Origin of the sequence: Pseudomonas sp. C9-3 (assembly GCF_032392015.1) — a bacterium.
Lineage (GTDB): Bacteria > Pseudomonadota > Gammaproteobacteria > Pseudomonadales > Pseudomonadaceae > Pseudomonas > Pseudomonas nitroreducens.
The window spans coordinates 1,029,696-1,047,806 of sequence record NZ_CP135919.1 but is presented as its reverse complement, the minus strand read 5'-3'; the positions used below and the strand labels follow the sequence as shown (position 1 = coordinate 1,047,806).

Annotated in this window: 18 protein-coding genes; 3 read left to right on the top strand and 15 right to left on the bottom strand. The window is 65.8% G+C overall.

The window, feature by feature from the left end:
- The first annotated feature begins 78 nt into the window (after window positions 1-78).
- The 3 genes from RS899_RS04660 (at window position 79) to aqpZ (ending at window position 2,914) form a co-directional block, all read left to right on the top strand.
- Window positions 79-1,473, top strand: a complete 1,395-nt coding sequence (locus RS899_RS04660) for a class II fumarate hydratase (protein ID WP_024764375.1) — start codon at window positions 79-81, stop codon at window positions 1,471-1,473.
- Window positions 1,466-2,089, top strand: a complete 624-nt coding sequence (locus tag RS899_RS04655; protein WP_054908227.1) for an NAD(P)H-dependent oxidoreductase — start codon at window positions 1,466-1,468, stop codon at window positions 2,087-2,089. Before RS899_RS04660 ends, RS899_RS04655 begins: the two co-directional genes overlap by 8 nt.
- Window positions 2,090-2,233: 144 nt before the next feature.
- A complete protein-coding gene (gene aqpZ / locus RS899_RS04650) occupies window positions 2,234-2,914 on the top strand; it encodes an aquaporin Z (RefSeq protein WP_315809197.1) in 681 nt (226 codons plus the stop codon).
- A 259-nt stretch (window positions 2,915-3,173) separates the two neighbouring features.
- On the opposite strand, the gene RS899_RS04645 is transcribed toward aqpZ, so the two are convergent.
- The 15 genes from RS899_RS04645 to RS899_RS04575 form a co-directional block, all read right to left on the bottom strand.
- Entirely contained in the window at window positions 3,174-5,732 is a 2,559-nt protein-coding gene (locus RS899_RS04645) for a TonB-dependent receptor (RefSeq protein ID WP_409978042.1), read from the bottom strand.
- A 242-nt stretch (window positions 5,733-5,974) separates the two neighbouring features.
- Window positions 5,975-6,925, bottom strand: a complete 951-nt coding sequence (locus RS899_RS04640; RefSeq protein WP_315809196.1) for a FecR family protein — start codon at window positions 6,923-6,925, stop codon at window positions 5,975-5,977.
- Window positions 6,922-7,443 (bottom strand): sigma-70 family RNA polymerase sigma factor, encoded by a 522-nt coding sequence (locus RS899_RS04635; RefSeq protein ID WP_045212275.1) that lies wholly within the window; start codon window positions 7,441-7,443, stop codon window positions 6,922-6,924. The genes RS899_RS04640 and RS899_RS04635 overlap by 4 nt, the downstream gene beginning before the upstream one ends.
- A 186-nt stretch (window positions 7,444-7,629) precedes the next feature.
- Complete coding sequence (locus tag RS899_RS04630) at window positions 7,630-8,589, bottom strand: DMT family transporter (protein WP_045212278.1); 960 nt, start codon at window positions 8,587-8,589, stop codon at window positions 7,630-7,632.
- Between the two features lie 93 nt (window positions 8,590-8,682).
- The gene (locus tag RS899_RS04625) at window positions 8,683-9,102 is read right to left on the bottom strand and encodes an MAPEG family protein (RefSeq protein WP_315809195.1); all 420 of its coding nucleotides are present in this window, start codon (window positions 9,100-9,102) and stop codon (window positions 8,683-8,685) included.
- Between the two features lie 261 nt (window positions 9,103-9,363).
- A complete protein-coding gene (locus RS899_RS04620) occupies window positions 9,364-9,579 on the bottom strand; it encodes a TOBE domain-containing protein (RefSeq protein WP_017517652.1) in 216 nt (71 codons plus the stop codon).
- A gap of 44 nt (window positions 9,580-9,623) precedes the next feature.
- On the bottom strand, window positions 9,624-10,436 hold the full coding sequence (gene ssuB / locus RS899_RS04615) for an aliphatic sulfonates ABC transporter ATP-binding protein (protein ID WP_054908222.1): 813 nt from the start codon (window positions 10,434-10,436) through the stop codon (window positions 9,624-9,626).
- Window positions 10,433-11,221 (bottom strand): aliphatic sulfonate ABC transporter permease SsuC, encoded by a 789-nt coding sequence (gene ssuC, locus RS899_RS04610; RefSeq protein WP_054908221.1) that lies wholly within the window; start codon window positions 11,219-11,221, stop codon window positions 10,433-10,435. The genes ssuB and ssuC overlap by 4 nt, the downstream gene beginning before the upstream one ends.
- A 101-nt stretch (window positions 11,222-11,322) precedes the next feature.
- Entirely contained in the window at window positions 11,323-12,471 is a 1,149-nt protein-coding gene (gene ssuD, locus RS899_RS04605; RefSeq protein WP_315809194.1) for an FMNH2-dependent alkanesulfonate monooxygenase, read from the bottom strand.
- A gap of 178 nt (window positions 12,472-12,649) precedes the next feature.
- The gene (locus tag RS899_RS04600) at window positions 12,650-13,615 is read right to left on the bottom strand and encodes a sulfonate ABC transporter substrate-binding protein (protein WP_038803409.1); all 966 of its coding nucleotides are present in this window, start codon (window positions 13,613-13,615) and stop codon (window positions 12,650-12,652) included.
- Window positions 13,616-13,750: 135 nt separating this feature from the next.
- Entirely contained in the window at window positions 13,751-14,344 is a 594-nt protein-coding gene (gene ssuE / locus RS899_RS04595) for an NADPH-dependent FMN reductase (RefSeq protein WP_054908219.1), read from the bottom strand.
- Window positions 14,345-14,567: 223 nt separating this feature from the next.
- Entirely contained in the window at window positions 14,568-15,320 is a 753-nt protein-coding gene (locus RS899_RS04590) for an ABC transporter ATP-binding protein (RefSeq protein ID WP_315809193.1), read from the bottom strand.
- On the bottom strand, window positions 15,320-16,141 hold the full coding sequence (locus RS899_RS04585) for an ABC transporter permease (protein WP_233298082.1): 822 nt from the start codon (window positions 16,139-16,141) through the stop codon (window positions 15,320-15,322). Before RS899_RS04585 ends, RS899_RS04590 begins: the two co-directional genes overlap by 1 nt.
- A 3-nt stretch (window positions 16,142-16,144) precedes the next feature.
- Entirely contained in the window at window positions 16,145-17,161 is a 1,017-nt protein-coding gene (locus tag RS899_RS04580) for an aliphatic sulfonate ABC transporter substrate-binding protein (RefSeq protein WP_315809192.1), read from the bottom strand.
- Window positions 17,162-17,446: 285 nt separating this feature from the next.
- Complete coding sequence (locus RS899_RS04575) at window positions 17,447-18,085, bottom strand: peroxiredoxin (protein ID WP_024764389.1); 639 nt, start codon at window positions 18,083-18,085, stop codon at window positions 17,447-17,449.
- Between the last annotated feature and the right edge of the window lie 26 nt (window positions 18,086-18,111).

The following is an 18,111-nucleotide window of genomic DNA, read 5'->3' as shown; positions in this document are numbered from 1 at the left end:
ACGGCCATTGAGCCAGAGTGGAACCCGGAAGCCCCGTGGCGGCCTAAACTGGCCGAGACCCTTTTCCGGAGAAGCACCATGAGCCGCACCGAAACCGACAGCCTCGGCCCCATCGAAGTCCCCGAAGACGCCTACTGGGGCGCCCAGACCCAGCGCTCGCTGGAGAACTTCGCCATCGGCGGACAGCGGATGCCCTTGGCCGTGGTGCACGCCCTGGCCCTGATCAAGAAGGCCGCCGCACGGGTGAACGCACAGCTCGGCGAGCTGCCAGAGAACATCACCAGCCTGATCGAGGAAGCCGCCGACGAAGTGCTGGCGGGCGAGCACGACGACCAGTTTCCCCTCGTCGTCTGGCAGACCGGCAGCGGCACCCAGAGCAACATGAACGTCAACGAGGTCATCGCCGGGCGCGCCAACGAGATCGCCGGCAACGGCCGCGGCGGCAAGAAACCGGTGCACCCCAATGACCACGTGAACCGCGCGCAAAGCTCCAACGACAGCTTCCCCACCGCCATGCACATCGCCGCCGCCCAGGCGGTGCAGAACGACCTGCTGCCGGCCATCGCCGAACTCAGCGGCGGCCTCGCCCAGCAGGCAGCACGCCACGCCAACCTGGTGAAAACCGGGCGCACCCACCTGATGGACGCAACGCCCGTCACCTTCGGCCAGGAACTTTCCGCCTTCGTCGCCCAACTCGACTATGCCGAGCGCGCCCTCCGCGCGGCGCTGCCGGCCGTCTACGAGCTGGCCCAGGGCGGCACCGCCGTCGGCACCGGGCTGAACGCGCCGAAGGAGTTCGCCGAGGCCATCGCCGCCGAACTGGCCGACCTTTCCGGCCTGCCTTTCGTTTCCGCACCGAACAAGTTCGCCGCCCTCGCCGGCCACGAACCGCTGGTGACCCTCGCCGGCGCCATGAAGACCCTGGCCGTGGCCCTGATGAAGATCGCCAACGACCTGCGCCTGCTCGGCTCCGGCCCCCGCGCAGGCTTCGCCGAGGTGAAGCTGCCGGCCAACGAACCGGGCTCCTCGATCATGCCTGGCAAGGTCAACCCGACCCAGTGCGAGGCTCTGTCGATGCTCGCCTGCCAGGTCTTCGGCAACGATGCCGCGATCACCTTCGCCGCCAGCCAGGGCCACCTGCAGCTCAACGTCTACAAGCCGGTGATCATCCACAACCTGCTGGAGTCCGCACGCCTGCTGGCCGACGGCTGCCGCAACTTCAACACCCACTGCATCGCCGGCATGGAACCGGACGCCGCGAAGATGCGCGAGCACCTCGACCGCGGCCTGATGCTGGTGACTGCGCTCAACCCGCACATCGGCTACGACAAGGCCGCCGAGATCGCCAAGAAGGCCTATGCCGAAGGCAAGACGCTGCGCGCCGCCGCACTGGAACTGGGCTACCTGAGCGACGCCGAGTTCGACCAGTGGGTGCGCCCGGAAACCATGCTGGAGGCCGGGCAGAATGGTTGAAGCCGTCAAGCATGGCGCCACGCCCCTTGAAGGCGACGGCAAGCGCGTGCTGCTGGTGCTGGGTTCGCCCAAGCCCGGCGGCTTCTGCCATGCGCTCGCCGAGGCCTACGCCCACGGCGCCCGGACCAAGGGTCATGTGGTGCACATGCTGAAGCTGGGCGAACTGAACTTCGACCCGGTACTGCGCGGCGGCTATGAACTGGGCCAATCCCTCGAACCGGACGTGCTCGAAGCGCAGCGGCAGATCCACTGGGCGCAACACATCGCCTTCGTCTACCCGGTCTGGTGGGGCGGCCTACCGGCGCTGCTGCAGGGCTTCTTCGACCGCGTGCTGCAACCCGGCTTCGCCTTCCGCTACCGCTCGGTGGAGTCTCGCGAGTTCGAACCCTTGCTGGGCGGGCGCAGCGCCGACCTGCTGGTCAGCCACGACCAGACCCACTGGCACTACCGCCTGCGCCAAGGCGCACCGGCCCATCGGCAGATGACCCGCTGCATCCTCGCGCCCTGCGGCATCGCCCTCCACCACCTGGAAGAGTTCAGCCCGGTACGCGGCTCGGGCGAGGAACAACGCCAGGGCTGGCTGCGGCGGGCGGAGCAGTTGGCCACGCAGATCTGAATATAAGGAGGGCACCTGCCCTCCCCATCAAATTCATCAGGCTTTTCCTGGCCGCAAACGGAAGGTACCTACACCCCGTCCGTCAGCCGCTTCCCTAGCATGCGCTCGCCCCAATTCGGGGTTCCACTTGCCTTTGGAGGCAGCATGCTTCGCAAACTTTCCGCCGAAATGATCGGCACCTTCTGGCTGGTGTTCGGTGGTTGCGGCAGCGCCATCTTCGCCGCCCACGCCATTGGCGTCCTGGGTGTCGCACTGGCTTTCGGCCTGACGGTCGTGACCATGGCCTACGCCATCGGCCCGATCTCCGGTTGCCACCTCAACCCTGCGGTCAGCCTCGGCCTGTGGGCCGGCGGCCGCTTCCGCACCGCTGAGCTGGTTCCGTACATCGTCGCCCAGGTGGTTGGCGGCATCCTCGCTGGTGCGGCGCTGTACTTCATCGCCAGCGGCAAACCGGGCTTCGACGCGCTGGCGGGCTTTGCCGCCAACGGCTTCGGCGAAGGCTCGCCGACCGGCTACAGCATGATCTCCGCGCTGGTGACCGAAGTGCTGCTGACGGCGTTCTTCCTGTTCGTGATCATGGGCGCCACCGACAGCAAGCTGGCCCCGGCGGGCTTTGCGCCGATCGCCATCGGCCTGACGCTGACGCTGATCCACCTGATCAGCATCCCGATCGACAACACCTCGGTGAACCCGGCGCGCAGCCTGGGCGTGGCGATCTTCGCCGACCCGCTGTTCATGAAGCAGCTGTGGCTGTTCTGGGTCGGCCCGCTGGTGGGCGGCGTGATTGGTGCGCTGGTCTACCGCGTGGTGCGCCCGGCTGCCTGAGCCTGATACCTGCAATAGCAAACGGGCGCCTTCGGGCGCCCGTTTTCGTTGGCACTTGGCGAAGGCCTTTTGGTAGGGCGCATAACGCCAACGGCGTTATCCGCCGTGAGCACCATCGGCGGATAAAGCGTCCCGCTTTATGCGCCCTACGGGCACGCCGGATCGTAGGGGCGAGCTTGCTCGCGAACCCGCCCTGCTCCGCTGCTGCCGGGAAATCCGTTCGCGAGCAAGCTCGCTCCTACAATCGACAGGGAGCGTCTCAGAAGTACTGGGTAAGGCTGAACTTGGCGTTGCGGCCCTGGCTGTAGACGCTGTCGCCGGCCAGCGCCGGGTGATAGTCGCGGTTGAACAGGTTGTCGACGGTGAAGTTCAGCTCGGTATTCTCGAAGCCCAGGCGGCGCGGCTTCCAGCTGGCGAAGACGCGCTGGGTGTCATAGCTGTCGTTGACCGTCTGGTCCCAGAAAATGTCGCCGACGCTGGTGCCCATGCCGCCCTTGTACTTGTCGCTGGGCAGGCGGTCGGTCTGGCGGACGAACTCGCCCTGCCAGCCGATCTGCGCATCCCACGCCGGAATCTTGGTGCCCAGGGTGGCGACCCACTTGGCCGGCGGCACGTCACGCGCCCACACGTTCGGCCCCCAGGGGTTGCTGTAGGCGCCGTCGTGCTTGCCGGTCACCCACGAGTACGACAGCCCGCCAAACAGCCAGGGGCTGTCGTAGAAGCTCTCGATCTCGAAGCCCTTGTAGGTCACGCCCGGCAGGTTGCGGTAGTTGGAGAGCGGCAGGTAGTCGCCGCAGCTGCCGGAGATGGTGCCGTTATCGATGGCCTGCTGCTCGCAGCCGACGCTGCGGGTGCGGAAGATCTCGTCCTTGATCTTGTTCTGGAACAGCGTGGTGCGCACCTGCAGGTTGTCGCCGTTGATGAACAGGTCCGGCAGGTTGACCAGCGAGCCGAAGCGCAGCGCATGAATGCGCTCGGGGTCGAGGTCGCGGCTGGTGGCGCTGACCGTGCTGCTGTTCTGCACCTCGTACATCTCGTCGATCACCGGCGCGCGCCAGGTGCGGCTGTAGTCGGCGAAGAAGCCCAGGCGCTCGGTGGCCGTCCAGAACAGCGAGAGGCGCGGCGACCAGCCGCTGTAGGTCTGCGAGCTGTAGTCGTGGCCTTGCGCGGCGTTGTTGTAGATCGGCGCGTCGTTGTCCTTGCCCTGGTTGCGCACATGGTCGAAGCGCAGCGACGGGGTGATGGTCACGCTGCCCAGGGTCAGCGCGTCCTGGATGTAGGCGCTGTTGGTGTTCTGCTTGCCGCTGGGCATGAAGGTCGGCTGGAAGTGACCATAGTTGTAGCGCGCGGTGTTGTAGGTGGAGCCGGGGATATACATGTCGGTGGTGCGGGTGTGCCGGTGGAACTCGGTACCCACGGTGAACGCATGCTGTACCGGGCCGGTGGCGAACAGGCTGGTGTTGCGCAATTCCAGCACCTTGTCCTTGTAGTCGGTATCCATCTTGCGGCCACCGGTGGAGACCTGGAAGAAGGCGTCCGGATTACGCTCGTCGGTCTGGTCGATGTGCGACTCGGAGTACTGCACCATCAGGTCGATCAACGGGTTATCGATCGGGTGGTATTCGTACTTGCCGGACCAGGTGGTGTCGGTGGTGTCGCGGTGCGCCAGCAGGCGCTTGAGCGCCGCTTCGTAGCCGTAGCGATCAATGCTCGACTGGGTCGGTGGCGTCGGGTAGGAGGCCGAGGAGAACGGCGTCCAGCGGGTGCTGTGGGAGCGGCTGTAGGCCAGGCTGATGTCGTTGTCGAGGTTGGGATGCAGGTTCAGCTTGAACAGCCCGGCGTCCAGGTCCTGGGCGCTGTTGGGCAGGCGGCTGGGGTTGATCGGGTAGTTGTTGTTCGGGTCGGGAATGTGCCCGGCGAGCTTGATGTCGCGGCCGTCGCGGGCGGTAACGTAGGCCAGCGCATCGACCTTGCGGTCCTCGGTGCGGCCATAGACGGCGCCGCTGTAGATCTTCTGCTGGTCGTTGGAGTGGTAGCCGTACTTGAGCATGGCGCCGACGTTCTGATCGTCGCGCAGCAGGTCCGGCGCGTCCTTGGTTTCCATGTGCACGGTGCCGCCGAAGCCGCCGTTGCCGTTGTAGACCGAGTGCGGGCCCTTCTCCACTTCGATGCGCTTGATCAGCTCCGGCTCGATGAACACGGTGCCCTGCTGGTAGCGCTCGAAGCCGCTCTTGGGTGCGCCGTCGAGGGTGAAGGGCACGTCCTCGGCATCGCCCAGGCCCCAGATGTTGACGGTCTGCCCGCCCGGCTTGGGCGAGCCGCCCATGGTCACGCCCGGCAGGGTCTGCAGCAGGGTGGGAATGTTGTCGGCCTGGATGCGCTCGATGTCCTTGCGGGTCAGGGTCGAACGGCCGACGTTGCTGGAATCCACCGACAGGCCGCTGCCGACGATGGTCTGCGAATCCAGCTCGATGGCGTTGTCGCTGAACTTATCGACCTTGCCGGAGCGCCGCACGACAAAGCCGTCGCCCGCCTCCACCAGTTCCAGCGATGAGCCCTTGAGCAGGTGCTCCAGGGCTTCGCGCATGCTGTAGCGGCCGGCTACCGCGGGCGCCTTGAGGCCTTCCAGCTGGGAGGCGTCATAGAGCACCTGCACGCCGGCCTGTTGCGACAGGCTGCCGATGGAGTCGCTCAGCGCCTGCGCCGGCAGGTCGATCTGCCAATCGGCAGCGCGGCTGTACTCGGCCATCATCAGGCTGCCGAGCAGCACGGCACAGCCCAGCGGGCGCGCGAACGGGAAATTGAAACGAGACTGCATGCAAGGCCCTCCCCAGGGACGAAAAGCGCTGCGCGTTTCGCAGCGAATGACGGGGAAGACCCTCATTCGAGAAAAACCCACACCTGCAAATAAAAATATTTCTCAAAAAGGATTCAGGGTACGTGGGAGCGGAAACGGGTACGGGATTTTCGTAGGAGCGAGCTTGCTCGCGAACCGACCCAGGTCCGGTGCTTCCGGGAAATACGTTCGCGAGCAAGCTCGCTCCTACAAGGGAGGGGCGATCAGCGCGGCAGGATGACCGCGCTGCCATCGGCCTTGCGCTGCACGCGCACGTCGAGCAGTACCGGCAGGGCCGCGAGGAAGTCGTCCGGGCGGGCCAGACGCACGTTGCCGGAGATGGGCCTCTGCGCCAGGCGCTCATCGCCCAGGCGGATGGGCGCAGCGCGGTACTGCGACAGCTCGTCCACCAGCGCCCCCAGGGGCTGATTGCGGAAGGCGAGCATGCCGTCGCGCCACGCAGCGATGGAGGCGACAGGCACGCGATCGATCTGCGCCTCCCCTGCCCCGGCGGCAAGCTGGGCGCGATCACCCGCGGTCAGGGTCTGCTCGTCCCGCGCATCGAGTTTTGCCTGCAAGGCCACCTTGCCGTGGCGTACAGCGACAGTCAGTCCAGCGTCTTCCCGGTGTACATCGAACCCAGTACCGAGGACACGTACACGGCTGTCACCGGAGGTCACCCGGAAGGGCCGGCCAACATCGTGGGTGACTTCGAAATAGGCCTCGCCGCGCAGCAATTGCACATCGCGGAACGCATCCGAGAAGTCCACGCGCAACGACGAATCCCCCGCGAGGAAAGCCCGCGTGCCGTCGGGCAACGTCACCTCGCGCTGCTCACCCGCAGCGGTGGTCTGCACCTGTTGCGGATCGGCCAGGCGGCCGCCGCTGAAGTCGTTGGCCAACAGCAACGCCGCGCAGAACACACTGGCAGCCGCGAGCCCGCGCCAGGGCAATGCCGGGCGACGGCCAGGCACGATGGCGGGTCGGCGGATGTGGTCGAGATCGCTCCACAACTGCTCGATCTCACGGTAGGCGGACTCATGCGCCGGGTCTTCCGCCAGCCAGTCGGCAAAGGCCTGGCGCTCGCGGGCATCCCAGGCGCCTGCGCGCTGGCGGCTGAACCACTTGGCGGCGAGTTCGTCGATCACCTGCTGGCGTTCTTCCTGTGGCGTCATGCTTCGCCCTCTCCCTGAACCTGACGCTTGCAATGCAGCAGCGCGCTGGCAACGTGCTTCTCCACCATGCTCAATGAAATCCCCATGCGCCTGGCCACCTCCGGCTGCGAAAGGCCATCGAACTTGTGCAGGATGAAGGCCTCGCGGCGCCGTGGCGGGAGGCTGTCGAGCGCCTTCGAAAGCTGGCGTAGATAACGTTGTCGCTCGAACTGCACCACGGGTTCGCCTCCTTCGGCGGCCGGTTGCTGGTCACTGTCGAGGGCCTCTTCCGGCTCGCTGGAGAAGCGCCGGGAGCGCTGCCAGTGGTCGCGCAGCAGGTTGCGCGCGACCTGGAAGAGAAATGCGCGCGGCTGTTCCACTTCATGCCGCGAGGAGGATTTGAGCCACTGGGCGAAGGCATCCTGGGCGAGGTCGGCGGCGTCCGCCGAACTGCCCAGCTGCTTGCGCAGGAAACGCAGCAGTTCGCCATGGAAGGAGCGATAGGCCTGGGACACTGAACGGGAGAAACGCTCATCCATCGACCCACGCCTCCCGGCATCGCCGCCCTGCCCCGCTGTTGCCCGCTACCACGTCGCCCCCGAACCGAGGCGCTGGGCCTCGACAACCATCGAATTGCACAAATGATAATACATATCATTTGCAAAAATGAAGCCGAACACGAGCGCTGGATAGCAGAAGGCCGCCTCGCGGCGGCCTTCGGGGATTCAGAGGTTGGCGATGCGCGCCCTTCGCGCCCGGTAACTGCGCAACAGTGAAGGCGCCAGCGCGGTCAGCGCGGAGCCGCTCACAACCAGCAGCGCGCCGACATAGGCCAGCCCGTTGAGGTCTTCGGGCAGCACGAACTCGGGCCACAGCGAGGCAGCCAGCGCCACCGACGCGAAGGTCACCAGCGGGGTGATCGCCAGGGTCGCGCTGACCCGCGAGGCCTCCCAGTGCGCCAGCGCTTCGGCGAAGGCGCCGTAGGCCACCAGGGTGTTCAGGCAGCAGGCCAGCAGCAGCCAGCCCTGCAACGGCGAGAGGTCCAGCGCTTCCAGCGGATGCGCCCAGGGCGTGAGCAACGCACCGCAGCCCAGGTAGATCACCATCATTACCTGCACCGAGGTCCACTGGGTCAGCAGTTGCTTCTGCGCCAGGCCGTAGAAGGTCCAGATGAAAGCGGCGAAGACCACGATCAGCACGCCGGTGGTGTACTCGCCCAGCGAGCTGAACAGTTCCGCCAGGCGCTGGTTGAAGAACAGCCCGAAACCGAAGATCAGCACGGCGAGCCCCAGCGCCTGGCCGATGCTGAAGCTCTCCTTGAAGACGAACAGGCTGCCCAGCAGGAGCAGGATCGGCGCGATCTGGATCACCAGTTGCGTGGTGCCCGGCGTGAGCATGCGCAGGCCGATCAGGTAGCACACGTAGTTGCCGGTCAGGCCGAGAATGGCCAGCAGCACCAATCCCTTGCCGCGCGCGCCAAGTGGCGAGAAGCGCGGCAGCTGGCGGGTGAAGGCCAGGTAGATCAGCAGCAGACCACCGGACACCACCAGGCGAAACCAGGTGACGGTGATCGGGTCCATGACCTTCAGGACCTCCTTGAGCTTGATCGGCAGGATGCCCCAGAGAACGGCGGTGACCAGGGCCAGGAACAGGCCGAATTGCCAGCGGCCGGATGAAACGTGCATGGAAGCCTCGACGCGTGTGCGGTCCGCCATGCTAAGTCATGGCGGTATCGCCCCATAGGAACAGTTGCGTTGCGCAACTGTTCCGGTCGCCGCTCAGATCAGGGTGGAAAGGCGCAGCAGCCACCAGATCAGGATGATCAGCTGGACGAAGAACGCGGCGAAACGGATCCACACCGCCAGTGCCGAGATACTGAACAGGTGCACGACGGATTGGACGATCCGCGCCACCAGCAGGGTCGGCGCCAAAGGGTCGGTGATCAGCACCTGGTCGGTGACCATCGCATAGAGCAGCACCGCGCAGAACAGCGGCACGTTCTCCACGCAGTTGGCGTGGGCACGCACCAGGCGCTGGCCGAAAGTGCCGGGGGTGTTGCTGCCGTCGGCGGCGAAGACGTTGACCTTCATGCGGCCGCTCATCACCAGCAGGCCACGCTGGTTGACCAGCAGCAGAACCAGCAGCACGGTCCAGGCGACCAGGCCGAGCAACGCGAAGGCAGAGGGACTCAGGGACATGCGGGACTCCTTTCTCTTGTTGGTTTGAGCGGGAGTCTAAGGGAAGTAGAGTAATTGCTCTAGCCGTTTGCCGCTGGCGCAAAGCCTGGCTATTCGTAGGATGGGTGGAGCTTGCGATACCCATCGGGCCGCGCGCCGACAGCATGGGTATCGCTGCGCTCCACCCATCCTACAAAATCGCCCGGCGCGTCCCGGAAGCCGTCGCGCAAAAGGAAACGGGCAGCCCGTTTCCGGACTGCCCGTTGTTTTCCAGCGCCGCATTCAGAGCTTGGCGATGGACACCTCGGTGGATTTCACGAAGGCGATCACTTCGCTGCCGATGGCCAGTTCCAGCTCTTTCACGGAACGGGTGGTGATCACCGAGGTGACGATGCCGGCAGCGGTCTGCACGTCGATTTCCGACAGTACATCGCCTTCGACGATTTCCTTGATGGTGCCTTTGAACTGGTTGCGGACGTTGATGGCTTTGATTGTCATGGCGTTTCTCCTTGGGGAATGGCGTTACACGTGTGAACGTTGGATCAGAGTGCCCAGCGCAATTGCGTGGGCAGTGGGGATACGGGTTCCGGCTCGGGCGGCTGTGCCGGCAGCGACAGCACGCGTTCGAGCACTTCGGCTTCCAGCGCGGCCAGGCGTGCCGAACCACGGGCGCGCGGGCGGTGCAGTTCGACATTGAGGTCCAGGCCGATCTCGCCGTCCTCGATGAGGATCACCCGGTCGGCGATGGCCACGGCCTCGGCGACGTCGTGGGTGACCAGCAGCACGGTGAAGCCATGCTGCTGCCAGAGGCCCTCGATCAGCTGCTGCATCTCGATGCGGGTCAGCGCATCCAGTGCACCCAGCGGCTCGTCGAGCAGCAGCAGGCGCGGCTGGTGGATCAGGGCGCGGGCCAGGGCCACGCGCTGCTTCTGGCCACCGGACAGGCTGGCCGGCCACTCGTTGGCGCGGTCGGACAGGCCCACGGCTTCCAGCGCTTCCAGCGCCTTGCCGCGCCAGTCACCCTTCAGGCCGAGGCCGACGTTGTCGATCACCCGCTTCCAGGGCAGCAGGCGCGAGTCCTGGAACATCAGGCGGGTTTCTTCGCGGGCGCTTTCCAGCGGCGCGGAGCCGGCCAGCAGTTGCCCATCGCTGGCTTCATCCAGCCCGGCCAGCAGGCGCAGCAGGGTGCTCTTGCCGCAACCGCTGCGACCGACGATAGCGACGAACTGGCCGGCGGGAATCCGCAGGTCGATGCCCTTGAGCACTTCACGCTCGCCGAAACGCTTGCGCACGTTTTCCAGCGCCAGCGGGATGCCTTTCTTGAGTTGTTGCGGCAACTGATTCACTGCGTTCATGCCGCACCTCCCTTCACCTGATAAGCCGGGTGCCAGCGCAGCCACACGCGTTCCAGACCACGGGCAGCGAGGTCCGCCAGCTTGCCGAGCACGGCATAGAGCAGGATCGCCAGGACCACTACGTCGGTCTGCAGGAACTCGCGGGCGTTCATCGCCAGGTAGCCGATGCCGGAGTTGGCGGAAATGGTCTCGGCGACGATCAGGGTCAGCCACATGAAGCCCAGGGCGAAGCGCACACCGACCAGGATCGAGGGCAGCGCGCCGGGCAGGATCACCTGGCGGAACAGCGCGAAGCCGGACAGCCCGTAGCTGCGCGACATTTCCAGCAGGCCCGGGTCGATGTTGCGGATGCCGTGGTAGGTATTGAGGTAGATCGGGAACAGCGTGCCGAGGGCGACCAGGAAGATCTTCGCCGACTCGTCGATGCCGAACCACAGGATCACCAGCGGGATCAGCGCCAGGTGCGGCACGTTGCGGATCATCTGCACCGAGCTGTCGAGGAAGCGCTCGCCCCATTTCGACAGGCCGGTGATCAGCCCCAGCACCAGGCCGATGCTGCCGCCGATGACGAAGCCGACGGCAGCGCGCCAGGTGCTGATCGCCAGGTGTTGCCACAGCTCGCCACTGACCACCAGGTGGTAGCCGGCCTCGGCCACCGCGCTGGGTGCCGGCAGGATGCGGCTGGACAGCCAGCCGAATTCCACCGCCAGTTGCCAGATCACCACCAGGCCCACCGGCAGGGCCCAGGGCGCGAGGCGCTGGGCAAGATTGTTGGAAACGCTCATCTCTTCTCTCCGGATTCGTCGGTCGCTACGTAGGGCGCATAACGCGCCAGCGTTATCCGCCACGGCGGATGAAGCGTTCCGCTTCATTCGCCCTACGGGTGTCAGCTCGCCGATGCCGCCTTGGGCAGGATGTCGTTGGCGACCATCTCGCCGAACGGGCTGACATAGCCGCGCTCCTGCGGTTGCTGCGGGCGGGCGAGGTCCAGGTGCGGGAAGAGCAATTCGGCGACCCGATACGACTCTTCCAGGTGCGGGTAACCGGAGAAGATGAAGGTGTCGATCCCCAGGTCCGCGTATTCCTTCACGCGCGCCGCCACGGTCGGGCCATCGCCCACCAGCGCAGTGCCGGCACCGCCGCGGACCAGGCCGACGCCGGCCCAGAGGTTGGGGCTGACTTCCAGCTTGTCCTTGTTGCCGCCATGCAGGGCGGCCATGCGTTGCTGGCCGACGGAATCGAAGCGCGCCAGGGACGCCTGGGCACGGTCGATGGTGTCCTGGTCCAGGTGGGAGATCAGGCGGTCGGCGGCCTGCCAGGCTTCCTCGTTGGTCTCGCGGACGATCACGTGCAGGCGGATGCCGAAGCGCACGCTGCGGCCCTGCTTGGCAGCCTTCTCGCGGACCTGGGCGATCTTCTCGGCGACGGCGGCCGGCGGCTCGCCCCAGGTCAGGTACAGCTCGACCTGCTCGGCGGCGAGGTCCTGCGCAGCATCGGAAGAACCACCGAAGTACAGCGGCGGACGCGGTTGCTGGATCGGCGGGTAGAGCAGCTTGGCGCCCTTCACTTGCAGGTGCTTGCCGTCGTAGTCGACGGTCTCGCCCTCCAGCACACGGCGCCAGATGCGGGTGAATTCGACCGAGGCTTCGTAGCGCTCGGCGTGACTCAGGTGCAGGCCGTCGCCGGCCAGTTCGTCCGGGTCACCGCCGGTCACCAGGTTGAACAGCGCGCGCCCACCGGAGAGCCGGTCGAGGGTTGCGGCCTGGCGGGCGGCCACGGTCGGGGAAATGATGCCCGGACGCAGGGCGACCAGGAACTTCAGGCGCTGGGTCACCGGGATCAGCGAGGCGGCAACCAGCCAGGAGTCCTCGCAGGAGCGGCCGGTGGGGATCAGCACGCCACCGAAACCGAGGCGGTCGGCGGCCTGGGCGACCTGTTGCAGATAACCGTGGTCCACGGCACGGGCGCCTTCGGCGGTGCCCAGGTAGTGGCCGTCGCCGTGGGTCGGCAGGAACCAGAAGATGTTGAGACTCATCGCTGTAACTCCAGATAAGCGCGCCGGCGTGGCGTAGCCGCGCGATGATGGGGTAGGTGTACGTGTTGCTGCTGTTCTTCGTAGGAGCGAGCTTGCTCGCGAACAGACTCCCGGCAGCTCTGGAGCTGGGAGGGTTCGCGAGCAAGGACTAGGCGTCCCCCTCGCTCCTACAAGCGGATCATTGGGCGGTGGCGACCTTGGCCGGAGCCGTCCACACCACGTCCTTGATGCTCAGCTTCTTGGGGATCAGCTTCAGGTCGGTGAAGGTGTCGGCGATCTTCTGCTGCGCGGCAGTAACGTCCGGGGTGATCGGCTGGGCGCCGTAGCCCTGGCGTTTCACCGCAGTGAAGGTGATGTCCGCCGGCAGGCCAAGCAGCGGCGCGACCTGGTCGGTCACCTGCTGTGGGTTCTGCTGCGACCACTCACCCACCGAACGCACTTCGTCGATCAGGGTGGTGATCACCTGCGGGTGCTGGTTCGCATACGGGCGGGTGGCGAGGTAGAACTGGTGGTTATCCACAAGGCCGGTGCCATCCACCAGGGTGCGGGCGGAGAGCTGTTTCTCGGCGGCGGCCTGGTACGGGTCCCAGATCACCCAGGCATCGACGCTGCCACGCTCGAAGGCGGCGCGGGCGTCGGCCGGCGGCAGGTAGACGGGCTGGATATCGGTGTATTTCAGGCCGGCTTTCTCCAGGGCGCGCACCAGCAGGTAGTGCACGTTGGAGCCTTTGTTCAGGGCGACTTTCTTGCCCTTCAGCTCGGCGACGGATTTGATCGGCGAATCCTTGGGCAGCAGGATCGCTTCGCTGGTCGGCGCCGGCGGTTCGTGGGCCACGTAGACCAGATCGGCGCCAGCGGCCTGGGCGAATACCGGCGGGGTTTCGCCGGTGACGCCGAAGTCGATGCTGCCAACGTTCAGGCCTTCGAGCAGCTGCGGGCCGCCGGGGAATTCGGTCCATTGCACCTTGACGCCCTGCTCGGCCAGGCGCTTCTCCAGCGTGCCACGGGCCTTGAGCAACACCAGGGTGCCGTATTTCTGATAGCCGATACGCAGGGTGCCGGGTTGTTCGTCCGCCTGGACGTTATAGGACAGGGCCGCGATCAGCAGGGCCGCCAGTCCACTACGCAAAGTGAGAGTCCGCATGGGAGTGATCCTTCGTCGAGTGTGATTGCCGGACCTGCGGTCCCGTTGACGGGACGGTGAGGGCCTTTTCTTGTTGGTGACGCAGTTGCCGCCTGCCGGGTTGGGGCTTGGCGCGCTCCTGCGTGGGGTTGTCTGTCAGATGCTCCAGCGGGCGTTGATCAGCCGTTCGTTGAGCAGGTTCGGGTCGATGGGTTTCGGCCGGCGCGCGAGGGCGCCATGGAACTGTTCCAGGGATTCCAGCAGTCGGTGTTCGAGGGTCGATTCCAGGCGCGCCGGGGTATTGCCCTCGGGGTATTGCACCTGGCTCTCTTCGGCGAACACGCCATGCAGGGTTTCCTGTGCCTTCAGCGCAGCGAGGACCGGCTTGAGCGCGTAGTCCACCGCCAGCATGTGGGCGTTGCTGCCGCCAGTAGCCAGGGGCAGCACCACCTTGTGCGCCAGCGCCCGCTCTGGCAGCAGGTCGAGAATGACCTTCAGCGCACCGGCGATGGATGCCTTGTACACCGGGGTGGAGATCACCAGGCCATCGGCGCGCAGGACCTGCTCGATCAGCTCGACCACCCGTGGGCTGTCGAAGCGTGCATACAGCAGGTCTTCCGCCGGAAAATCGTGCACGGAGTAGGAGCGCACCTCGGCACCGTGGGCGTGCAGCCAGTTCCGTGCGACGTCCAGGAGGACGCCGGAGCGGGAACGCTGGCTGGGGCTGCCGGCTAGGGTGACTACATACATCTGCACGTTTCCTTATAACGATCAGGACGATACAAATGCCGTCCTGCTAACCAATGTGCATAGACCTTAACAGCCCCTCACATATTCCAATAAATGTTATTTATTCATTTAGTTATGCGTTTTTGTTTTAAATGAGGGAGCGAGCTTGCTCGCGAACGCTTTCCGGGCAGCTCCGGCATCAAGCGGTTCGCGAGCAAGCTCGCTCCTACAGAACAGTGACGAGTCAGATGACGTGAGACTGGTGCAGCTCGGTCAGCGCTTCGCCACGCAGGAAGGCCAGCTCCACGGCGCGACGATCCCGCGGGCGCGGCAGCGGTACGGGGAATTCGCGGCGCAGGCGGCTGGGCGTGCCGCCCAGCAGCAAGACGCGGTCGCTGAGGTAGAAGGCTTCGTCGAGGTCGTGGGTGACCAGCAGGATGCTGATGTCGTACTCCAGCGCCAGTTGCTGGATCAGGTCCTGCAGGCGGATGCGGGTGAAGGCGTCCACCGCGCTGAAGGGTTCGTCCAGCAGCAACACCTGCGGACGACCGTAGAGACCACGGGCGATGGCCGCACGCTGGGCCATGCCGCCGGAAAGTTGTTTGGGCAGCAGGTCGCCCTTGCCTTCCAGGCCCACGTCGCGCAGCAGGTGGGCGATACGGTTGTCGTCGGCCAGCCAGCCGTCTGCGAAACCAATGTTCTGCGCCACGGTGAGCCAGGGCAGCAGGCGCGGCTCCTGGAACACCACGCCGACGCCACCGCCGCCACGACCGCTGTCGCCGTCCGGGCCGAAGCCCAGCAGCGGGTTGCGCTCCAGCGAGCCGGCGAACTCGTCGTCCAGCCCGGCGGCGATGCGCAGCAGGGTACTTTTTCCACAGCCGCTGGGGCCGAGCAGGCTGACCACTTCGCCCGGCGCCAGGCTCAGGCTGACGTCGTCCAGCACGCGCACGCCGGAGAAGCTCTTGCGGATATCACGCAGTTCCAGCAAGACGCTCATCAGCTCTCTCCATTGCCCAGGAAGGTATCGCGCCAGGCCAGCGCACGCTGCTCCAGCGCCTTGAGCAGGCTGTCGCTGAGCTTGCCGAGCACCGCCAGCACCAGGATGGCGGCGATGACGATGTCCGGCCGCGAGGTTTCCCGGCCGTCACTGAGCAGATAGCCCAGGCCACGGGTGGCCGCGATCAGCTCGGCAGCAACGAGGAACATCCAGCTCAGGCTCAGCGCGCCGCGCAGGCCGGTGAACAGGCTCGGCAGCGCGGCCGGCAGGAGGATGCGTCGCACCAGGGCAAACGGCGACAGGTGATACAAGCGGCCCAGTTCGACCCACTTGCGGTCGACGTTACGCACGCCGGCTACCAGCGAGAGATACACGGGGAAGAAAGCGCCGAGGGCGATCAGCACGATTTTCGGCGTCTCATCGATGCCCAGCCAGAGCAGCAGGAGCGGCACCCAGGCGAGGCTGGGAATGGCCCGCAGCGCCTGGAAAGTCGGTTCGAGATAAGCCTCGGCACGCTGGCTGAGGCCGACCCATGTGCCGATCAGGATGGCCAACGCCGCGCCGATGGAGAAGCCGGCAGCCACCCGCGCGAGGCTGGCCGCCACGTGTTTCCACAGCTCGCCCTGAGCCAGTTGCCAGAGCGTCAGCGCGACACTGCTGGGCGCGGGCATCTGGTGCTCGGGCAGCCAACCGATGCGTACCACCAGCTCCAGCACCGCGCACAGCAGCAGCGGCAACAGCCAGGCACGCCAGCTCAGTCGCGGCCAGCGCAGCCTTGGCAGGCGGCGCTGGCGAGCGAGGCGCAGGCTCTGGGTTGGCATGGACTACTGCTCCGCCTTGGCGACAGCGCCAGCCTTGCCGATCACCTCGCCGGCCAGTTGCGGGGCAATCAGCTGATCCACCACGGCGGTGACATCAGTACCCGGACGAACCAGTTGCTCATCGACCAGGATCGGCGCGGCGGCTTTCAACGCGGCGACCTGCTCGGCACCCGGCAACGGCTTGCTGAAATCGGTGCGCGAGAGCTGCAGCCTGGCCACTTCCAGCGGCAGCTTGGCCTCCTCGGCGAGCAGTTTCGCGGTTTCCTCCGGATGCGCTATCGCCCATTGGCGCGCCTCTTCGTAGGCGGCGATGACCTGCTTGATCAGCTCCGGCTGCTCCTGCTCGAATTTCTCGGTGACGCTGAGCACGCCGTAGCTGTTGAAGTCGACGTTGCGGTACAGCAGCCGCGAGCCGGCCTGCAGTTCGCTGGCGGCCATGTGCGGGTCCAGCCCCGCCCAGGCATCCACCCTGCCCTGCTCCAGTGCGGCACGGCCGTCCGGGTGCTGCAGGTGGACGATTTCCACGTCGTTCTTGTCCAACCCGGCCTTTTGCAGGCTGCGCAGGAGGAACAGATAGGGATCGGTGCCCTTGGTGGCGGCGATCTTCTTGCCCTTGAGGTCAGCGACGGACTTGAGCGGCGAATCCTTGGGCACCACCAGCGCGGTCCACTCCGGCCGGCTGGCGATGTAGACGGTCTTCAGCGGTGCGCCGTTGGCGCGGCTGAGTACGGCGGCCAGCCCCGCGGTGGAGGCGAAGTCGGTACTGCCGGCGTTGAGATATTCCAGGGAACGGTTGCTGCCCTGGCTGAACACCCAGCGCACTTCGGTGCCCTGCGGCTTGAGGGACTTCTCCAGCCAGCCGAAGTGCTTGAGCACCAGGCTGGTGGGAGCGTAGTAGGCGTAGTCCAGGCGCACCTCCTTCGGTGCGTCGGCGGCTTGGGCGGGGCTGTTGTAGGCGCCGATCGGCAGGCTCGCGAGAAGAGCGACGGCCAGGCTGCGGCGCCAGGTGGAATGACCCATGGTCGTTCTCCTTGGCGTGGGCTGGTGTCTTCTTCCCGTCTGGCGGGCAAGTCAGATCGTTGAGATGGAGCGAATAAAAAAGCGCGGCGTGGTCCGCGCATGAAGGATAAAAAAGGTGCCGGCGAACCGGCCCGATTTCCGCTCGAGGTTGAAACTTCGGCCTTCGAAGCGCGCGAGCTAGAGCCAGGCAAGGCGCCAACGGCAGTGGGAGCGGAGTGTGCTACAGCACATGAGCACCCCGCTGCCGCTGGCAACGCAGGCTGGCCGACGCGCAGCCGCTTCGAATCACTTGTTCGGCTGGGGCGTCAGGCGCAGGTACGGTTTGATCGCACGGTAGCCCTTGGGGAAACGCTGCTTGATCTCTTCCTCGTCCTTGAGCGAAGGCACGATCACCACGTCGTCGCCGTCCTGCCAGTTGCCCGGCGTGGCGACCTTGTGGTTGTCGGTAAGCTGCAGCGAGTCGATGACGCGCAGGATCTCGTTGAAGTTGCGCCCGGTGCTCGCCGGGTAGGTGATGGTCAGGCGCACCTTCTTGTTCGGGTCGATGACGAACAGCGAACGCACGGTGAGGGTGTCGTTGGCGTTCGGGTGGATCAGGTCATACAGCTCGGAGACCTTGCGGTCGGCGTCGGCGATGATCGGGAAGTTGACCACGGTGTTCTGGGTTTCGTTGATGTCGTCGATCCACTTCACGTGGGAGTCCACCGGGTCGACGGACAGGGCGATCACCTTGACGCCCTTGGCGGCGAACTGGTCCTTGAGCTTGGCGGTCAGGCCCAGCTCGGTGGTGCACACCGGGGTGAAGTCGGCCGGGTGGGAGAACAGAATGCCCCAGCTGTTGCCCAGCCATTCATGGAAACGGATGCGGCCTTCGCTGGATTCCTGTTCGAAGTCGGGGGCGATGTCGCCGAGTCGCAAGCTCATGGGTCTCTCCTTGTTCGTGTTGGTAG